The sequence below is a fragment of the Nocardioides islandensis genome (genome assembly GCF_015352455.1).
Taxonomy (GTDB): domain Bacteria; phylum Actinomycetota; class Actinomycetes; order Propionibacteriales; family Nocardioidaceae; genus Nocardioides; species Nocardioides islandensis.
Genome location: NZ_JADKPN010000005.1, coordinates 1 through 18643, shown reverse-complemented (window position 1 = coordinate 18643; position 18643 = coordinate 1). Strand labels below are relative to the sequence as shown.

Here is an 18643-nt window from a genome sequence, read left to right as displayed (position 1 = left end):
GGACCTACGGTCGGTAGGTGATCTCCAGGCCGTTGGCGACGCGGCGCTCGAAGCCGTCGGAGGGTGAGTTGCGTACGCCGACGACGCCGTCGGGCCCGTAGCTGAGCAGGGTCGACGAGCCGCCGCCGTCGAGGTTGAGCGCGTCGTCCGCGCCGAGCGACTGCATGAGGTTGGCCAGCTCGACCATCGTGTAGCCGCGGCTGAAGCTCTGCCGCCCGTCCACGACGAGCATGAGCACGCGTCCGCTCTCGTGGTCGATGCCGATCGCGGTGCGCGGGTGCAGCTCGCGGTCGTCGACCACGCGGCGCACGCCGCGCAGTAGGAGCACCTTGTTGCCGCTGATGGCGACGTCGGGGCGGTGCCGGACCTGCCAGGTGATGCGGGCGCGGTCGCCCGGCTTCAGCACGCCGAGCGCGTGCGCGCCGGCGCCGCGGCCGACGAGGACGGTGCCGCGGATCTTCTCGCCCGCGCTCAACGTGCGCTCGTTCGAGACCACGACGTTCTTGCGGATCACGACCTCGCGGACGTCCTCGTGCTGGCCGTCGACGACCCGGTAGCCGGCGGTCGGGCCCCACCGGTAGTCGTAGGCGCCGATCTCGCCGTCGAAGACGGTCGGCGAGTTGAGGTGCTTGATCCTCATCCAGGGCTCCTGGACGAGCTTGGCCCTCACGGCCAGGGTGCCGATCTCCGGCACGCCCTTCCTCAGGTAGAACGCGCGGTTCCAGCCGAACTTGCGGCCGTGCACCAACCCGCGCTGGAGGTCGACACCGAGCCCGAGTGCCGCCCCGGTGTCGCCGATGTCGTAGAAGTCGCCGTTGATCCCCGCGATCGCACGGTCGCGGGCGATCATGTCGCGCACGGTCTCGGTGGTGCTGACGCGCTTGCTGGAGGCGTAGTCGGTGGTCAGGCCGGGCGTGCCCGGGTCGATGGTCAGCAGGTACGCGCGGATGGGGCCGCGCGCGTCGAGCTGGTCCCACTGGCGGTACGTCACGCCCGGCACCACCTGCCAGGTGACCTCGTTGCTGATGACCGGGTCGGTCCGCAGGGCGCGGGGGACGTACGGCGCGATGGTGCCGGGCACGCGGTCGGAGGTCTGCGGCCCACGCTGGTGCGGGCGCTTGTCGGGTGTCGTCGTGCCGGGGTCGGCGCCGGCCGTCGACGGGGCCGTCGGGACGGCGAGGGCGAGCGCCGTCAGGGCGGCGAGGACCGGTCCGGCGGCGCGCATGCCGGGCAGGCTAGCCAGGCGGTCCTAGTCAGGGGGTCTCGAGGCTCGTCGCCGGAGCTCCTCGCACCTCGACCACCGATAGGTCAGGGCACGACGTGCAGGTGCGCGACGGTGTCCTGGAGCACGACCGCTCCCGGGGTCCGGCTGCCCATGCCGATGAACGTCTCGCTCACGGGCGAGGCGACGACGTACAACGTCTGGCCGGCGGGCACGTCGACCGCGACGGCCGGGAGCTCGATGCGGCGCGGGGCACCGTTGACCGGGGCCAGCACGTTGAGCGGCATGACGTTGTTCTGGACCAGCGTCGCGTCGAGTGGAGTGGTGCCGACCGCCAGGCCGTAGAACGCGCGGTTGTTGACGCCGAGCGCGGTGAGGTTGCCGGTGAGGTACGCGGACCCGGCGACCCGGATCGGGCCCTTCGCGACGGGGTACGCGATGGCGGCGCCACCCGTCTCGGTCGTGGCGACCGTGCCGACGTCGTACGTCGTGCTCGCGGTGACGCGCCCGACCGTGGTGCACGTCGACGCCGGGGTCGCCAGGTGCAGCTTGCGGTAGCCGGTGAGGCCGGTGTCCTTGCCGCGCAGCTGCTCGTCCATGAAGCGCTTCGCGAGCGTCGAGAAGTCGCCACCGGCCAGCTTCTTGCTGCAGGGGTCGGAGGCGACGTCCACGCCGCGCGGGTAGACGGCCGGGAGCGTGTGGCCGCCGTTGTAGGCCACGAAGATGCTGTGCCGGCGGGCGTGGCGGGTGATGGCCGTGCGCCAGTTGTCGAGTCCCTGCTGGAGGTTGAACAGCGTGTCCGTCGTGCCCTGGCCGAACAGCACGGGGATGTCGAGCTTGCGACCCTGGGACACCTGCCAGCGCGGACCGTTCTTCTCGAAGAACTGCTCCATGTTCGGAGTGCCCGGCACCGGCAGCGAGCCGTCGGGCCAGAAGCCGGTGGCCGCGCCCTGCACCAGGGCCTGGTAGACGGCCGGCGACAACGCCTGGGTCGGCAGCGCGGCGGCGCTGAGGGCGAGCGCCCACTCGGTGCGCACCACCCCCTGCGGCGCCAGGCTGGTGTTGAGGTCGTTCCAGGTGATCTCGGGGGCGAGCGCGTCGAAGACCGGCCGGCCGGTGGCGCGCAGCTCCTCGAAGGCGCCGAGGAACTGGTAACCGCCGCCGTAGCTGCCGCCGATCGCGCCGAGGCGCGGGTCGCCGGGACCGTCCTGCTGGATCCAGCGCTTGTGGGCGAGCAGATCGACGAGCGCGCGCACGTCGTGCCCCTCGACGTCCGGGTTCTCGACCTGGGCCGTGCCACCGCTCTCGCCGAACCCGCGCTGGTCGAAGGACAGCACGGCGTACCCGCCGTCGAGCCACCGCCGGAACGACGCCGGGTCAGTCGTGCGCGAGCCGCCCCAGCCGTGGCTGTGCATGATCACCGGCACGGGGTGACTGCGGGTCGCGTACGCCGGCCGGAACAGCGAGTAGCAGATCTGCACCGGGTCGGTGCTGCCCGGGTCCGGGACGCTGCTGAGGCAGCCGTTGATCACCTTGGGCGCAGCTGCGGCGACCGCCGGAGTGGTGGCGGTCGCGGTCAGCCCAGTGATGAGCACGGCGGCCGAGGCCGTGAGGGCTGCGGCGATGGTCGAGGTCAGCAGTCGGCTTCGGCTCACACCTCTCCAACGCCACGCTGCGGCTCAGGTCACGGGACGTGACCCGCGTCACGCGTGTTCGCGGGCCAGGAACAAGAAGACGAGGTAGACGACGTACGCGAGCACGGGGAGCAGGACGAGGACGCCGAGCACCCACGCGACGCCGATCCAGGCCTGGGTGGTCGTCGACCGCGGGACGCGGAGGGGGTCCGGCACGTTCAGCCGCGCGGCGGGAAAGGGCTCGACCGGCGGCACGAACCGCCCACCGTCGTGCGCCGTGTCATCCGGGTCCACGAGACTCTCCCTCCGCCGGGTCCAGGGTAGGCGGCCCGCGAGCCCTACGCTCGCGTTGTGGGCGTCTGGAACACCTTCGTCGAGGGGGACAACCTCGACGTCCTGCGTTCCATGGCGGGCCGCGAGCGGGTCGACCTGATGTACCTCGACCCGCCGTACAACACCGGCGGTCACTCCTTCGCATACCGCGACGACTACTCGGCCGTGAACGGCGCCGACTGGGTGGCGATGATGCGGCCACGCCTGGAGGCCGCGCGTGAGGTGCTCGCCGAGACCGGCGCCGTCTTCGTCAGCATCGACGACAACGAGCAGGCGCGGCTGCGGCTGCTGATGGACGAGGTGTTCGGGCCGGCGCAGTTCCTCGCGCAGGTCGTGGTGAACCTCAACGCCAAGGGACGCCAGCTGGGCAAGGGCTTCGCGACGTCGCACGAGTACCTGCTGGCGTACGCCCGCGACGTACGCCGCTGCGTGCTGGACGCGAGCACCCCGGAGACCGTCGACCCGGCGGACTTCCCGCTCGAGGCGCCGGACGGGCGGAGGTACCGGCACCTGCCGCTGCGCAACACGAACAAGAAGTTCAACCCGGTGACGGCCCGGACGCTGCACTTCCCGGTGTACGGCGACCCCGTCAGCGGGCGGGTGAGCGCGGCGCCGTTCGCGGGCGCGGTGGAGATCGAGCCGGTCTTCGGCGACGGCCGGCCGGCGGTGTGGCGCTGGTCGGCGCCGCTCATCGAGCAGCGGCACGACGACCTGGTGTGCCGGGTCATCAGGGGCCGGCGCGGCGAGCGCGTCGACGTGTTCCAGAAGGACTGGCTCCACGAGGACCGCCGCAAGAAGCTGCGGACGATCTGGCTGGCCGAGGAGATCGGGTCGACCGACACCGCGGTCGCCGAGCTCAAGGCGATCCTGGGGCACGTCTTCGAGTCACCGAAGCCGACCGGCCTGGTGCGCCGGATCCTCCAGACGATGCCCGCCGACGCGGTGGTGATGGACTTCTTCGCCGGCAGCGGCACGACCGGCCATGCCGTGGCGTTGCAGAACGTGGCGGACGGCGGGACGCGGCGCTGCATCAGCGTGAACTCCGCCGAACCCGTGCGTCCCGGGTCGAACGCCGACCTGGCCGGGTACGCCACGGTCGCCGACATCACCCGAGCGCGGCTCCGGGCCGTCTCTGACACCGTCGGGGGTGGTTTCGAGGCGCATGCCTCGACAGCCTTCGCACCTCAACCACCGGAGGATGGGACATGAGCAAGGTTGCGCTGGTGACCGGCGCGTCGAGCGGGATCGGCGAGGAGACGGCCCGGATGCTGCAGGAGGCCGGCTTCGCGACGTACGCCGTGGCCCGCCGGGTCGACCGGATGGCGGCGCTGGCCGAGAAGGGCGTGACCACGTTCGCGATGGACGTCACCGACGACGCGTCGATGGTCGCCGGAGTCGATCGGGTCATCGCCGAGCAGGGACGCATCGACGTGCTGGTCAACAACGCCGGCTACGGGTCGTACGGCGCGGTCGAGGACGTGCCGATCGACGAGGCGCGCCGGCAGTTCGAGGTCAACGTGTTCGGGCTGGCCAGGTTGGTGCAGCTCGTCGTCCCGCACATGCGCGAGCAGAAGTCCGGCCGGATCATCAACATCTCCTCGATCGGCGGGAAGTTCTACGAGCCGCTGGGCGCCTGGTACCACGCGACCAAGTTCGCGGTGGAGGGGCTGAGCGACAGCCTGCGCCTGGAGCTCGCGCCGTTCGGGATCGACGTGGTGATCGTCGAACCCGGTCCGATCATCACCGAGTGGAACACCATCGCCCGCGACGGCCTGCTCGAGCAGAGCAAGGGCGGTGCCTACGAGGAGCGCTCGGTGCGCGTGCACGCCACCATGGAGCGCGGCGACACCGGCTGGGCCGGCACGACGCCCGACGTCGTGGCCAAGAAGATCGTCAAGGCCGCGACGACGCGCCGGCCGGCCACCCGCTACCCGGTCGGCAAGGGAGCGGGCTCGCTGGTGCTCGCCCGCCGGCTGCTGCCGGACCGCGCCTTCGACGTGCTGATCAACACGCAGTACCGGTAGCGGTCACTCCGCGGCCGCGAGCACCTGGACGACGGTCTCACCCGGGCAGGTCGCCGACTCGCGGATCGCCCAGCGGCCACGGTAGCCGTTGCCGGACCAGTTGGCCTCGGCGTCGTGCTCCTCGGTCTCGCCGCTCGTCACCGTGAAGCCGGCGTCCTGGGCCGGACCGTTGAGGGCGTCCAGCACGTCCGTGAACGGCAGGTCGGTGACGCCCGTGACGACCACGCCCTCCTCGCCGCGGTCCTCCGCGCCGTACACGATGGTCTGCGGTGGCATCGGGAAGTCGGCCGGGTAGCCGTCGGGCAGCGAGTCGACCGGCGACGCGTCGGCCAGGCAGGTCGACCGGTCCGCGGCCGCGGAGAACTCCTCCTCGTCGGGGTCGCCCGCCGTGGAGGAGTCGCTCCCGCCGCAGCCCGTCAGCGTCGCGGCCACGAGCAGCGCCGCGACCGAGATGGCCACCCTCATCTGACCGGCCTCACTTGACCACCGTGGACCGCTTGTTGTCGGTCTCGTCCGACTCCGCCACCGCGTTCGTCGGGTCGACCGTGGTGACCACCGTGTGCGACCCGCTGGTCGGCTTCCAGGTCGCGGTCAGCGTGACCGACGCGCCCTTCGCCAGCGGACCGGCGGAGAGCAGGGCGACCTGCTTGCCGTTGTCGGTCACCTGGACCTGGAACCCCGCGACCGACGCGCCGCCGGTGTTGGTGACCACGATCTTGTCGGACAGCTGGGCCTTGGCCTTGGTGACCGTGGCCGAGGTCAGGGTCAGGTTCGGCTGCGGGTCGAACGCCGAGAACATCGTGCGTCCGGTGCTCTGGCGGGCGATCGTCGCGTACGCCGCCTGGGCGTCGGCGGGGCCGGCACCACTGGTGTGCGTCGGGTCGGTCACGCAGGCGCCGATGCAGCCGTCGGCGAAGCCGACCTCCACGCGCCCGTGGTCGTCGATCGTGGCGTCGATGAAGTCCAGCAGGTTGCGGTCGTTGCCGCACGTGGTGCCGCCGGTGCAGATCGAGCCGCGCTGGACCGGGTCGTTCGGCGTGGCGTCGCTGGTCTGCCAGGTGTGGCCACCGTCGTAGGTCGTCGAGACGTACAGGTGCCACTCGCCCTTGAAGTTCGCGGTGTCCTGGTAGTTGCCGCCGGTCGGCGTGCCGATGAAGGCGACCGCGGCGCGGTCGTCGTCACCCGCGACCGCGGCCGGGAACACGGCGTTCTGGATGCCGAACTCCGAGCCCAGCACCTGGTTGTCGGTCCACGTCGCGCCCTTGTCGCGGCTCACCGCCACGCCGGGCCGGCCGTCCGCGCCGACGTACCCGACGTACACCGTGCCGTTGGCGCCGACGCCGACGGACGGGTCGGCGTCGCTGGCCGAGCTGCCGGGGATCTTGTGGACCGTCCAGCTGCCGCCGTTGTCGGTCGAGGTGACCACGGCGGCGTTCTCGCCGCAGCCCTTGTTCGGCAGGTACGCCGTGCCGTCAGGAGCGACCTTCACGTGCCCGTGCAGGCCGCCGCAGTCGAGCAGGCTGTAGGTCGGCACGCCGTTGCCGAAGGTCGTGCCACCGTCGTGCGAGGCGGCGCAGAAGGCCGTCGCGATGTCCTGGCTGCAGTAGTAGACGGCGTGCGGGTAGGTCGAGCCCGGCAGCGGGCCGATGCCCGACGACGCGTAGCTGCCACCGCCGATCGTCTGGTGGTCGACGCCGCTGGGGATGCCGCCGCCGGTGCTGGGGTGCCAGGTCGCGCCGTCGTCGTCGGTGTAGCACGTGAGCGAGTTGACGCCCGAGAGCTGCGACTCGAACGTGCGGCCGGTCTGGTGGTCGGTGAACAGGATCGGGTCGAGCGAACGGGTGCTCCCGACGAGACAGCCGTTGGCCGCCTTGGCCGAGACGTCGGACCAGGTCGCCCTGGCCGGCGTGACCGAGTCGTCGAAGGTGACCTTGTAGGTCGAGAGGTACGCCTGGTACAGCGTCGCGTGGCTGCCGAAGTTCGTGCCGATCGACGGCTCACCCGCGTTGTTGGCGTCGGTGAACGACGAGGGGGCGGTGTACGTCGCGAAGCCCGGCCGCGGCTCGGTGCCCGGCGGCGGGGCGGCCGGCTTGGTCACCAGCGAGGCGGTGGCGGAGTACGACTGGCCGACCGGCGCGAACGGCACGACGCGCACGGTGTAGGTGCCGCTGGTCGGCGCGGTGAGCACGACCTCGGGGTCGGAGCTGGACGCGGCGGAGGCGACCTCGTTGCCCGCGGTGTCGAGCAGGTAGACGTCGAAGTCGGCGGCGGTGTTGGGCCAGCCGACCTGGATGCGCAGCTGGTGGGTGTCGCCGTACCCCGCCGGGGTCGAGACGTGCAGCGTGAAGTCGTCGCAGGACTGGGGCGCGGTGCAGTCGGGCAGGCCGGTGGCCTGCGCGGTCACGTTCGGCACCAGGAACGGGCCCCCCGTCCACGACGTCGAGGTGGCCGTCGAGGAGACGGTTCCCTCGGTCGGAGTGGACGCCTCGGTGATGGCGACGCCACCGGTGACCAGGACAGCGGTCAACGCGGCGGCCGTGAGCAGCCGGGCGCTCCTCGAGCGCGCAACACGGCGTACGAACATTCGAGCTCCCTCGGGTCGGCAGATCGGTTCCCCCGCGAGCCCAACGACCGTAAGGAGGGAAGGTCACGGGTGACCAGGGGTACCCCAGGTCCCCCTGGGGTAGCCGTCGAGGGCGATCAGGCGACGCCCGCCACCTTCTCCAGCGCGGTGATCTCGTCGTCCAGGTAGGTCAGGATCCGCTGGAGGTGCGGCACCGTGCGCCGGCAGCCGGTGAGCCCGAACGCCATCTGGTCGGCGTAGGAGTTGCAGGTGATGTTCAGGGCGTTGCCGTCGATCGGCACCGAGAGCGGGTAGGTGCCGAGCAGCTCGGCACCGTTGAAGTACTGCGTCGTGCGCGGCCCGGGGACGTTGGAGATCACCAGGTTGTACGCCGGCTTGGTGAGGTTGGTCAGGCCGAGCAGCGTGGGCAGGATCGCAGGCACCTGTCCCACGGCACTCATCGCCTGGATCTGCAGGGGCGTCATCGTCGAAAGGGCGTGCTTGCCGTCGAGCATCGAGGTGTGGATGAGGAGGAGCCGGTCCAGCGGGTCGTCGAGGTCGGTGCCCAGCTTGACCATGATCGAGCCGACGGCGTTGCCGCCCGACGAGGTGTTCCGTGACTTGGCGTGCAGGCCGACGGGCACCATCGCGATCAGGCTGGTGTCGGGCAGCGCGTCGAGCTCGGCCAGGTAGGTGCGCATGGCGCCGGAGCACATGGCCAGCACCACGTCGTTCATCGTCGTCCCGGTGGCCTTGCCGATCGCCCGGATGCGCTCGAGGGGCCAGTCCTGGGCCGCGAACCGGCGGGAGGCGGTGATCTCGGTGTTCAGGATCGTCCGCGGCGCGTAGAGGGCCAGCGTCGAGGTCTCGTTGCGCAGGCTCCGGTTGAGCGTCTTGACCAGGGCCTTGGGGATGCCGGCGGCGTCGGCGCTGATGCCCAGCGCGGTCCGCAGCGCGCTCATCGTCTCCCCCGAGGACGGGTGCTCGGCGGCCTCCTGGGCCTTGCCGACCCGGGTGCTGCGCGGCCGGTTGGCCCACGGCGCCGGCATGCCCCGGTCGTCGGGGTCGCTCGACAGGATGCTCTGCAGGAGTCGCATGGCGGAGATGCCGTCGACCAGCGAGTGGTGCAGCTTGGTGTACATCGCGACCCGGCCGTCGCGCAGCCCCTCGATCAGGTGCCACTCCCACAGCGGGCGCTCGGTGGCCAGGCGGGTGCTGTGCAGGCGTGAGACGAGCTCGAACAGCTCGCGGACCCGGCCCGGCTTGGGCAGCGCGCTGTGGCGGACGTGGTGCTCGATGTCGAACTGGTCGTCCTCGACCCACACCCACTGTCCCGCCGTCTTCACCGAGCGGTACGGGTGCTTGAGGAACAAGGGCGCGATGTCCGTGGCGTCGCGGGCCTCCTCGAACAGGTCGCGCACGTAGTTGCGCCCCGCCCCCTCCGGCTTCTTGTACAGCTGGAGCCCCCCGACGTGCATCGGCATGCGGCGGTTCTCGGCCATCAGGAAGCCGAGAGCGGTCGGGTCGAGAGGGGTCGCCACCCGGCGATCCTCGCCGGTCTTGCCGGGGTCCACAAGGAAGGCCGCTGCCGGTGGGCTCTGGCACGATCGGGAGCATGGAGGCGCACGTGCTCGACCGGCTCTGGAGCCGCGGGCAGACCTCCCTCGGAGCCCGGGCCGAGCGGTGGCGCTCGAAGAGCTGGCAGGTCGGGCAGTGCGCGGTCGCGGCGGGGGTCGCGTGGTTCGTCGCCCACGACCTGGTCGGCCACGCGACGCCGTTCTTCGCGCCCGTGGCGGCCGTGGTGAGCCTCAGCACGTCGTACGGCCAGCGCCTGCGCCGCGTCGCGGAGGTGACGGTCGGCGTCGCCGTCGGGGTGTTCCTCGCCGACCTGATCGTCGCGGGTATCGGCTCCGGCTGGTGGCAGCTCACGATCATCGTCGCCCTCGCGATGTCGACGGCCGTGCTGCTGGACGGCGGGCAGACGTTCATGATGCAGGCTGCGGTGCAGTCGATCGTGGTGTCGTCGCTGGTCCCGGACCCGGGGGCGGCCCTGACGCGCTGGACGGACGCGGTCATCGGCGGCGGCGTCGCCCTCGTGGCGGCCACAGTCGTCCCGGCCGCGCCGCTGAGACGCCCGCGTGAGCAGGCCGCTCGTGTCGTGCGCAAGGTGGCCGCGCTCCTCCGCGCCGCCGGCGACGTGATGGTCGACGGCGAGGTCGACCCGGCCCTCGACCTGCTCGCGGACGCCCGCTCGACCGACCACCTGATCAGCGAGCTGCGTGCGGCGGCCGACGAGGGGCTGGCGGTGGTCGCGTCGTCGCCGTTCCGCGTGCGCCACAAGGGGAACCTCCGGCGCATGGTCGAGCTGGTCGACCCGATCGACCGCGCGCTGCGCAGCACGCGGGTGCTCGTGCGCCGCACGGCGGTCACGGCGTACCGCCACCGTCCGGTGCCCGCGTCGTACGCCGTCCTGTGCCGTGAGCTCGCCGACGCGGCCGAACGGGTCGCCGACGAGCTCGACGCCGACCGGATGGCCACCGAGGCGCGGCCGGTGCTGCTGGCCGTCGGGCTCGGCACCGCGCAGGTCGAGCGCACCGACGACCTCAACACCGACGTCCTGCTCGCGCAGATCCGTTCGGTGGTCGCCGACCTGCTGCTGCTGACGGGTCTGGACGAGCTGGAGGCGACCGACGCGCTGCCGCCTCCTCCGGAGCGGATCACGTGACGGCCGTCGGCCAGCGCTGGGTCCTCCATGTGGACCTCGACATGTTCCTGGCGGCGGTGGAGATCCTGCGCAGGCCCGAGCTCGCCGGGAAGCCGGTGGTCGTCGGCGGGCGCGGGATCGTCAACGAGCGCGCGGTGGTCTCGACGGCGTCCTACGAGGCGCGGGCGTTCGGCATCCGTTCGGGCATGCCGCTGCGGACGGCGTACAAGAAGTGTCCCGACGCGGTCTTCCTGCCCGTCGACGCGCCGCACTACCTCGAGGCCTCGGCTCGCGTGATGGCCGCGATCCGTGCGCTGGAGTGGGGCGGCGCCCCCGTCGTGCTCGAGGTCCTCGGCTGGGACGAGGCGTTCCTGGGTGCGGGCGATGGGCACGGGGACCTCGGCGACCCGCGGGAGATGGCGGCGCGGGTGCGGGCGGCGGTGCTCGACGCGACGCGGCTGCACTGCTCGGTGGGCATCGGCAACAACAAGCTCCAGGCCAAGATCGCCACCGACTTCGGCAAGCCGCAGGGGACCTACGCGATCACCGACGAGACCTGGTACGACGAGATGGGCGACCGCCCGACGAGGGCGTTGTGGGGGATCGGGTCGAAGATCGCCGCACGGTTGTCGTCGCTGGGGATCGAGACGGTGACGCAGCTGGCGACGTCGGACGTCCAGCTGCTGGTGGGGGAGTTCGGGCCGACGATGGGGCCGTGGTTCCACCGGATGGGTCGCGGGGTTGACTCCTCGCCCGTCGACGCGACGCCCTGGGTGGCGCGGGCGCACGGGCGCGAGGAGACCTACCAGCGGGACCTCCAGTGGTCGGAGGTGCCCGATGCGGTGCGCACGCTCGCCGCGCGCGTCGTGGAGGACATCGACGCCGAGGGCCGGCCGGCGATGCGGGTGCACCTGAAGATCCGCTACCGCAACTTCTTCACCCTCACCCGCTCTCGCAAGCTCCCGTCGCCGTCCAACGACCCGGCCGTGCTGGGCGAGGTGGCCGTCGCGCTGCTGGAGAAGGTCGAGCCGGACAAGCCCGTCCGCCTGCTGGGGGTGAGGTACGAGATGGTGCCGCCGGAGGGCGGGTACTGATCACCGCTGGTCGAGGAGGGCCGTCAGGCCCGTCACGAGACCCGGTGACGGGACCGCGGACCTGTGCGGGGGTCTCGTGACAGGCGCTAGCGCGCCTTCCTCGACCAGCGGGCGAGCAGCTCGAACCAGGGGAGCTTCGTGGCGTCGTCGTACGGCGGGTGGCCGGCGCCGATGAGCGCCACCAGGCGGTCGCAGGAGGCGCGGGCGGCCGCGATGACCTCGGCCGGGTAGTCCAGCTCGACCTGGTGGAGCGCGAACTCGTCCTCGTCGTCGACCCAGACCCGGCCGTCGAGCTCGCGGACCACGTCGAGGTCGAGGTCGATCGCCGTCACCGCCGGCCCGGACCAGGTGGGCGGTGCGACCACGTCGACGTACACGGACAGGAGCCCACCGTGACCGTGGAACGTCACCAGCCAGCCGCGCTCGGCGTCCGGGGCGGACACGGGCGGGACGAGGCCGAGCTGGTCGGTCGGTGACACGTACTCGGCCCCGGGTCGAACCATGTGGGTCCCGCGCGGGAAGCCCAGCCAGGTCCCGTGGTCGTCGTCGCCGAGGTAGACCGCGTCGAACTCCCAGTGCGGGAGGTCGGCCCACTTGCGCATCCGGACCCGGACCGTGTCCCCGAGACGAAGCGTCACGGGCGCATCCGCTGGGCGCGCCGGGCGACGACGTCCTGGTAGCGCGCCCCCACCACCCGGGCGAGCTGGTGCAGCAGGTGGGCGTCGATCCCGACCAGCACGCGCGGCTTCCCGCGCAGCACCCCGCGCAGGATGATCTCGGCCGCGCGCTCGGGCGACATCCGGGCCAGGCGCTCGTCGAAGAGGCGAGCCGTGGCCGCGTGGTCCTCACCGGCCGACGACCGTCCGGCGCGCACGATGGCGGTCCGCACGCCGCCGGGGTGGACGACCGTGACGCCGACCGGATGGCCGGCGACCAGCATCTCCTCGCGCAGCGCCTCGGAGAAGCCGCGCACGGCGTACTTCGTGGCGTTGTACATCGACTGGCCGGGGACGGACACCAGCCCGAACAGCGACGACATCGTGACGACGTGCCCGTCGCCGGAGGCGATGAGGTGCGGCAGGAACGCGTGCGTGCCGCGCACCACGCCCCAGAAGTTGATGTCGACGACCCACTGCATGTCGGCGGGGTCGAGGTCGACGACGTCCCCGGTGAGCGAGACCCCGGCGTTGTTGACGAGCACGTTGACGCGACCGAACTGGCCCACGACGTCGGCGGCCCACTGCGTCAGAGCCTGGGCCGACGCGACGTCGACGATGTCGCTGCGTACCTCCCGAGCGCCGGCGGCCTTGACCAGGTCGACCGTCCCGGCCAGCCCGTCGGCCGAGACGTCCGACAGCGCCAGCAGCGCGCCACGACCCGCCAGCGAGACCGCCAGCGCGCGGCCGATGCCCGACCCCGCACCGGTGATGGCGACCACGCGCCCGTCGAACGACCTCACGCTGTACCGATCTCTGGGCGCGCCCGCACGTCGTACGCGTCCACGTCGAACTCCTTGACCGCCCGCTTGAACGCCTGGGTGCCGCCGGGCCAGGAGACGGGGTTGCGGCCGTGGGCGTCGAGGTACCAGGAGGTGCAGCCGCCGCGGACCCAGACCGTACGGCGCATCTTGCGCTGGATGGCGGCGTTCCAGCGGGCCTGGGCGTCGGCACGCGGCTCGAGCGCGCCGTACCTCCCGCGGCGCAGCGCTCGCACCGCGCCACGCACGTAGTCGGTCAGCGCCTCGATGTAGACGATCACCGACGTGTGCCCCTGGCCCGTGTTGGCGCCGATGACCGTGAAGAGGTTGGGGAAGCCGGCGACGGCGGTGCCCTTGTACATCGCCATGCCGGACGACGCCCACGTCTCGGCGAGCGACCGTCCGTCCCGGCCGCGCACCAACCGGGCGAACGGCGGGTCGGTCGCGTGGAAGCCGGTCGCCACGACGAGCACGTCGACCGGGCGCTCGACACCGTCAGCCGTGACGACGCCGGTCGGCGTGACGCGCGCGATCGGGTCCGTGACCACGTCGACGTTCGGCGCCGACATCGCCGGGTAATACTCGTTGGAGATGAGGATCCGCTTGCAGAAGACGCCGAACGTGGGCGTCAGCTTCTTGCGGAGCACCGGGTCCTCGACCCCCTTGGCGAGGTTCTGGCGGCCCTGGAGCTCGACGGGGAAGTTGAGTCGCTGCCAGCGGGTGATGCCGGGGACCAGAGCCTCGTGCGACCAGTAGATCTTGGCCCGGACCGCGCGCAGGAGGAACGGGAACCGGCGCCAGCGCCGCCGCTGCTCCTCGCTGAAAGAGTGCTGGCCGCGCGGGATCACCCACGGCGCCGAGCGCTGGTACACGTCGAGGTGACCGACCTCCGGCTGGATCGCCGGGATCACCTGGATGGCCGAGGCGCCGGTGCCGATGATCGCGACCCGCCGGCCGGCCAGGTCGACGTCGTGGTCCCACTGGGCGGTGTGGAACAGGTGCCCGCCGAACGTCTCGATGCCCTCGATGTCGGGCAGCTTCGGCGCCGACAGTCCCCCGGTGGCGTTCACCAGGGTCGTGCTCGTCAGCGAGCCGGCCGACGTACGGATCCGCCACAGCAGCGCGTCGTCGTCCCAGTCCGCGCCCAGCAGCTCGACGCCGAAGTGGAACCGGTCGAGCACGCCCGCCTCGGCGGCGACCTTCTCGAGGTACGCCAGGATCTCCGGCTGCGGCGAGTAGGCGTGCGACCAGTCGGGGTTGGGCGCCCACGAGTAGCTGTAGAGGTGGCTCGGGATGTCACAGGTCGCGCCGGGGTAGGTGTTGGCCCACCAGGTACCGCCCAGCGACGCGTCCTTCTCGATGACGAGGAACTCCTCGCCGTCGTCCTGGAGCCCGATCGCCAGCGCGAGCCCCGCGAACCCGGCACCGACGACCAGGTGCTCGACGTGCTGGGGGAGCGTCACACGGGAGACGGTACCGAGCGGCTCCGAGGCCTCGAGAAGATCCACACCCGCATCGCCACGAACCGCATCACCGTCACGAACAGGTTGGCGGCCGTGAGCACCCCGACCTCGAGCCAGCGTGAGGTGCCAGGAGCCCCAGGCGACCGGCGTCGCGGCGTACCTCCATCGGTCGCAGCTGCTCGCGCACCCGGTCAACGGGCACGCGACCGGTGAGCAGGCCCCAGCCCAGGCGGCGGATGCCACGCAGGTCGTCGAGGGCGGTCCGGACGACGTCGACGCGCGAGTCCGGGTCGTCGACCCAGTCGACGGGCACCTCGTGGATGCGCAGGCCGCTCCGCTCGGCGAGCACCAGCAGCTCGGTGTCGAAGAACCAGGTGTCGTCCTCGACCATCGGCAGCAGCACCCGTGCGACCTCGCGGTCGATCGCCTTGAAGCCGCACTGCGCGTCGCTGAACCTAGCGCCGAGGGTCGAGCGCAGGATCGTGTTGTAGGTGCGGGAGATCAGCTCCCGCCGGGGCCCGCGCACGACCCGCGACCCGCGCGAGAGCCGGGTGCCGATCGCCAGGTCGGAGTGACCGCTCACGATCGGGGCGACGAGCGGCATGAGGGCGTTGAGGTCGGTGGAGAGGTCGACGTCCATGTACAGCAGCACGTCCGCGTCGCTGGACTCCCACACCCGCTTGAGCGCGCGGCCGCGGCCCTTCTCCTCCAGCCTGAGCACCCGCACGCGCCCGTCCTCGTGCGCCAGCCGCCGGGCGACCAGCGGGGTGCCGTCCGTCGAGGCGTTGTCGGCGATGGTGATGCGCCAGGTCCAGGGGAGCGTGTCCAGGTACGCCGTCACGGCGGCCACCGCCGTCGGCAGCGCGACCTCCTCGTCGTGGACGGGGATGACGACCTCGAGCACCGGCGCCGCCTCGACCACCTCCAGCGCACTCACGACGCACCCTCGCTCAGGTCGTAGACGGTGACCCCGTCGACCGACTGCGCGGTGAAGCTCTGCTCGACCCAGGTGGCGATCTCGGACGAACCCGTGCCACCTGCACCGGGACCGCCGCCGAAGCCGCCCCCGGAGGCGATGAAGTAGTGGATCTCGCCGTCCGCGACGTACTGCTGGAACTGCTCCAGCGTCGGGCTCGGGTCGCTGCCGTTGAACCCGCCGATCGCCATCACCGGCTCCTCGGTGGCCAGCTGGTACCCGGCCGCGGAGTTCGAGCCGACCGCCGCAGCGACCCAGGTGTAGGACGACGCGTCCTCGGTCAGCAACGCGTTGAGCGTGGCGCTCGAGGTGCTGCCGTCGAGCAGCCCACCCGGGGTGGCGCCGCCCGTCCGGTTGGTCGGAGCGCCTTGCGGCGGCGTGCCCATGGTGCGACCGCCGAACCCGCCGAACGACCCCGCCGAGGCCGGCCCGGCGCTCGGGATCGAGCCGGAGTGCGGGGTGGCGGCCGTCGCCAGGGAGTACGCCGTGGGGCCGGCCAGTCCCGCGATCAGCGCGGCGACGGCGACGGCCAGGCCGAGTTTGCGCGGCACGTGCCGGACGCCGAACATCGCGACCGCGGCGGCCAGCCCGACGACCAGCACGACGTACCGGAGCCACGGCTGCCAGTCGGTCCGCCCGAGCAGCGAGAAGGTCCAGGTCGCGGTGAACGCGGTGGCGGCGGCCATCAGCCCGGTGGCGACGTAGCTCTCGCGGTGCCTCCACAGCACGTGCGCGCCGATGGCGACGCACGCGGCGATGGCAGGGGCGAGGGCCACCGTGTAGTACGGGTGGAAGATGCCGGCCATCAGGCTGAAGGTCAGACCGGTGACCACGCCCCAGCCGAGCCAGAGGGTGAGTCCGGCCAGGGCCGAGCGGTCGCGGCGGGACCGCGCCAGGAGGAGGCCGAGTGCTCCGCCGCCGAGGATCAGCGCGGCCGGGACCAGCCAGGCGACCTGGCTGCCGATCTCGCTGTTGAACATCCGCAGCAGACCGGTCGTGCCCCAGGTGGGTGATTGGCCGCCGCCCCCGCCGACCGAGCCCGTCTCGTCGCCGGTGAGCCGGCCGAAGCCGTTGTAGCCGAGCGTCAGCTCCAGGATCGAGTTGTCCTGCGACCCGCCGATGTACGGGCGGTCGCTCGCCGGCCAGAGCGACACGATGGCCACCCACCAGCCGCCGGCCAGCACCATCGCCCCGAACGCGACCAGCAGGTGCAGGATCCGCTTGGCCAGCGGGACGGACGCGGCGAAGAGCAAGTAGGTGAGGGCGAGCGCGGGGAGGACGAGGAACGCCTGCAGCATCTTGGCCAGGAACGCCAGACCCACCAGCGCCCCGCCCAGCGCGATCCAGCGCACCGCGTGCTTTCCTTCGGTCGCCCGCAGGGTGGCGTACGCCGACCCGATCAGCAGCAGCACGAGCAGCGCGTCCGGGTTGTTGAAGCGGAACATCAGCACCGCCACGGGTGTGAGCGCCAGGACGGCGCCCGCCAGCAGACCGGCGGCCGCGCTGCCCGTCGTACGGCGGACCGTGGCGTGCAGCAGCCACACGGCCGCCACACCCTCCAGCGCCTGCGGCACGAGGATGCTCCAGCTCGACAGCCCGAACACCTTCACCGACAGGGCCATCGGCCACAGTGCGAGCGGCGTCTTGTCGACGGTGATCGAGCCGGCGGCGTCGGAGGCGCCGAAGAACAGCGCCTTCCACGACTCCGAGCCGGCCTGCGCCGCGGCCGAGTAGAAGGAGTTGGCCCAGCCGGACCCGCCGAGGCCCCAGAGGTACAGGCAGGCCGTGCCGACGAGGAGGACAGCGAGCGCTGCCCGATCGAGCGGCACCGGGAACCGCGATCGGGCAGCGCTCGCCGGCTGGTTCCCCGGCAGCTCCGCGGTCTGCCGGGGACGATCGATGAGGGACGAAGTCATGACCTCACCGTCGAGGGCCCGTCTGTCCTCGCCCTCCCGTCACGCTGTGGGTGGACTGTGACCGTCGTCAGCCGATCGATCGTGGCCAGCGGTGCGCGCGCCACTCGTCCCAGGAGGCGAACCCGGCGGGCGGTTCGTCGATCGGCTCGCTGCCGTCGAGCTCCTGGGGTGTGGGGAACTGGATGGTGTCGGCCCAGGCACTGAGCTCCTCGTCGGACATGGGCCAGGTGGCGTGCGGCTCGTCGGCCAGTCGGCGGTCGAGTCGCCTCCGCTGCTCGCCCGCGGTGGCCTCGAAGAAGTACATCGTCACCGCCGCTCCGCGGTCGGCGGCCGCCTGCCGCAGAGCGGAGCGCTCATCACGGCCCCAGAGACCGAAGTCGATCACCACGTTGGTGCCCAGCTCCAGCGCCCGCAGTCCGATCTCGACGAGTCGTCCTTCGATCACGTCGGAGGCGAACGGTGGGTTCAGCTGTCCGTACAGGGCCTTCATCCACTCGTCCTTCGTGAGACGGAGGGCGTGGTGCTCGACCTCGAGGCGTCGGGCAGCCGTCGTCTTCCCCGTGGCGGGAAGCCCCACCATCAGGAACAGGCTCGGTTGCCCCACGGTCACGCGCTGCCCCAAGGTCCGTGCCACTGGTAGGCGCCGTCGGGCGTGCGGGTGTAGCGCCAGAGTCCGAGGGTCTTGGCGCGGTGGTGTCGGCGGCACAGGGCGGCGAGGTTGTCGGGGTGGGTTTGGCCGGGTGGGCCGTCGGGCTGGTAGGGGACGATGTGGTCGAGGTCGCAGGAGCGGGCGTCGCGGGTGCAGCCGGGGAACACGCAGTGCTGGTCGCGGAGGGTGACCTGCTCCCGCATCCAGACCGGCGGGTCGTGGACGTCGACGGCGTCGCCGCGGGCCATGTTCAGGACCGGGACGAAGGTGACCTGGTGGTGGGCGACCCATTGGCGGAGCTTGGCCATGGAGGCCGCACCGAGCTTCTCCACGCGAGCGACGGCGTAGGGGTCCTCACCGGCCGGGAGGGGTGGGAGGGGTTCGAGGTCGTCGGCGGACACGTGGGCGTAGAGGCGGACCTTGTTCACGTGGTCGGTCCGCTCGAGCCCTACCTCACCCCGGGCGGTGCGGGCGGCGCGGGTGATCAGGCGCAGGGCCGTGATCTTGCGGACCCCGAGCGGGGAGTGGTCGCCGTCGACCCGGAGCTGGTGGGCGACCTGGTCGACGAGGTCGGTGAGCTCGTGCAGG

At 72.0% G+C, this 18643-nt stretch carries 17 protein-coding genes; 4 read left to right on the top strand and 13 right to left on the bottom strand.

Features of this window, described 5'->3' with window-relative positions; translation table 11 throughout:
* Window positions 1-4 precede the first annotated feature (4 nt).
* From ISU07_RS10200 to ISU07_RS10190, 3 genes are all read right to left on the bottom strand, one after another.
* Window positions 5-1225, bottom strand: a complete 1221-nt coding sequence (locus ISU07_RS10200) for a phosphodiester glycosidase family protein (RefSeq protein WP_194706692.1) — start codon at window positions 1223-1225, stop codon at window positions 5-7.
* Window positions 1226-1308: 83 nt separating this feature from the next.
* Window positions 1309-2877 carry a CocE/NonD family hydrolase gene (locus tag ISU07_RS10195; protein ID WP_194706691.1) on the bottom strand — a complete coding sequence of 523 codons (1569 nt, stop codon included), beginning with the start codon at window positions 2875-2877 and terminating at the stop codon, window positions 1309-1311.
* Between the two features lie 48 nt (window positions 2878-2925).
* Window positions 2926-3150, bottom strand: coding sequence for a hypothetical protein (locus tag ISU07_RS10190; protein WP_194706690.1), 225 nt, complete (start codon window positions 3148-3150; stop codon window positions 2926-2928).
* Between the two features lie 57 nt (window positions 3151-3207).
* On the opposite strand from ISU07_RS10190, the gene ISU07_RS10185 reads away from it, so the two are divergent.
* Both ISU07_RS10185 and ISU07_RS10180 read left to right on the top strand, forming a co-directional pair.
* Window positions 3208-4398, top strand: a complete 1191-nt coding sequence (locus tag ISU07_RS10185) for a site-specific DNA-methyltransferase (protein ID WP_323742534.1) — start codon at window positions 3208-3210, stop codon at window positions 4396-4398.
* Window positions 4395-5213: an oxidoreductase gene (locus ISU07_RS10180; RefSeq protein WP_194706689.1), complete on the top strand. Its 819-nt coding sequence runs from the start codon at window positions 4395-4397 to the stop codon at window positions 5211-5213. The genes ISU07_RS10185 and ISU07_RS10180 overlap by 4 nt, the downstream gene beginning before the upstream one ends.
* 3 nt (window positions 5214-5216) lie before the next feature.
* Here ISU07_RS10180 and ISU07_RS10175 read toward each other — a convergent pair whose 3' ends face one another.
* From ISU07_RS10175 to ISU07_RS10165, 3 genes are all read right to left on the bottom strand, one after another.
* Complete coding sequence (locus tag ISU07_RS10175) at window positions 5217-5678, bottom strand: hypothetical protein (protein WP_194706688.1); 462 nt, start codon at window positions 5676-5678, stop codon at window positions 5217-5219.
* Between the two features lie 10 nt (window positions 5679-5688).
* Window positions 5689-7797 (bottom strand): CARDB domain-containing protein, encoded by a 2109-nt coding sequence (locus tag ISU07_RS10170; protein WP_194706687.1) that lies wholly within the window; start codon window positions 7795-7797, stop codon window positions 5689-5691.
* 116 nt (window positions 7798-7913) lie between these two features.
* On the bottom strand, window positions 7914-9317 hold the full coding sequence (locus ISU07_RS10165) for a WS/DGAT/MGAT family O-acyltransferase (protein WP_194706686.1): 1404 nt from the start codon (window positions 9315-9317) through the stop codon (window positions 7914-7916).
* A gap of 74 nt (window positions 9318-9391) precedes the next feature.
* Between ISU07_RS10165 and ISU07_RS10160 the strand changes: the two genes are divergently transcribed.
* Together ISU07_RS10160 and ISU07_RS10155 are read left to right on the top strand one after the other, a co-directional pair.
* Window positions 9392-10501 carry an FUSC family protein gene (locus ISU07_RS10160; protein ID WP_194706685.1) on the top strand — a complete coding sequence of 370 codons (1110 nt, stop codon included), beginning with the start codon at window positions 9392-9394 and terminating at the stop codon, window positions 10499-10501.
* Window positions 10498-11574 (top strand): DNA polymerase IV, encoded by a 1077-nt coding sequence (locus ISU07_RS10155; protein WP_323742533.1) that lies wholly within the window; start codon window positions 10498-10500, stop codon window positions 11572-11574. The genes ISU07_RS10160 and ISU07_RS10155 overlap by 4 nt, the downstream gene beginning before the upstream one ends.
* A gap of 86 nt (window positions 11575-11660) precedes the next feature.
* Here the strand turns inward: ISU07_RS10155 and ISU07_RS10150 are convergent, their stop codons facing one another.
* The 7 genes from ISU07_RS10150 to ISU07_RS10120 all read right to left on the bottom strand — a co-directional run.
* Window positions 11661-12212, bottom strand: coding sequence for a DUF402 domain-containing protein (locus tag ISU07_RS10150; RefSeq protein WP_194706684.1), 552 nt, complete (start codon window positions 12210-12212; stop codon window positions 11661-11663).
* The gene (locus tag ISU07_RS10145) at window positions 12209-13033 is read right to left on the bottom strand and encodes an SDR family NAD(P)-dependent oxidoreductase (protein ID WP_194706683.1); all 825 of its coding nucleotides are present in this window, start codon (window positions 13031-13033) and stop codon (window positions 12209-12211) included. The genes ISU07_RS10150 and ISU07_RS10145 overlap by 4 nt, the downstream gene beginning before the upstream one ends.
* The gene (locus ISU07_RS10140; RefSeq protein WP_194706682.1) at window positions 13030-14514 is read right to left on the bottom strand and encodes a flavin-containing monooxygenase; all 1485 of its coding nucleotides are present in this window, start codon (window positions 14512-14514) and stop codon (window positions 13030-13032) included. The genes ISU07_RS10145 and ISU07_RS10140 overlap by 4 nt, the downstream gene beginning before the upstream one ends.
* A gap of 73 nt (window positions 14515-14587) precedes the next feature.
* A complete protein-coding gene (locus ISU07_RS10135; RefSeq protein ID WP_194706681.1) occupies window positions 14588-15451 on the bottom strand; it encodes a dolichyl-phosphate beta-glucosyltransferase in 864 nt (287 codons plus the stop codon).
* A complete protein-coding gene (locus ISU07_RS10130; RefSeq protein WP_194706680.1) occupies window positions 15448-17406 on the bottom strand; it encodes an ArnT family glycosyltransferase in 1959 nt (652 codons plus the stop codon). Before ISU07_RS10130 ends, ISU07_RS10135 begins: the two co-directional genes overlap by 4 nt.
* 67 nt (window positions 17407-17473) lie before the next feature.
* Entirely contained in the window at window positions 17474-18016 is a 543-nt protein-coding gene (locus ISU07_RS10125; RefSeq protein ID WP_323742532.1) for an AAA family ATPase, read from the bottom strand.
* On the bottom strand, window positions 18013-18643 hold a 631-nt coding region (locus tag ISU07_RS10120), incomplete at its 5' end, for an HNH endonuclease signature motif containing protein (RefSeq protein WP_194706679.1). The genes ISU07_RS10120 and ISU07_RS10125, both read right to left, overlap by 4 nt.

Bases quoted from the DNA above. Each gene is read 5' to 3' on its own strand.
- ISU07_RS10130 (WP_194706680.1), bottom strand. From the start codon at position 17,406: ATGACTTCGTCCCTCATCGATCGTCCCCGGCAGACCGCGGAGCTGCCG.
- ISU07_RS10170 (WP_194706687.1), bottom strand. From the start codon at position 7,797: ATGTTCGTACGCCGTGTTGCGCGCTCGAGGAGCGCCCGGCTGCTCACG.
- ISU07_RS10175 (WP_194706688.1), bottom strand. From the start codon at position 5,678: ATGAGGGTGGCCATCTCGGTCGCGGCGCTGCTCGTGGCCGCGACGCTG.
- ISU07_RS10200 (WP_194706692.1), bottom strand. From the start codon at position 1,225: ATGCGCGCCGCCGGACCGGTCCTCGCCGCCCTGACGGCGCTCGCCCTC.
- ISU07_RS10160 (WP_194706685.1), top strand. From the start codon at position 9,392: ATGGAGGCGCACGTGCTCGACCGGCTCTGGAGCCGCGGGCAGACCTCC.
- ISU07_RS10180 (WP_194706689.1), top strand. From the start codon at position 4,395: ATGAGCAAGGTTGCGCTGGTGACCGGCGCGTCGAGCGGGATCGGCGAG.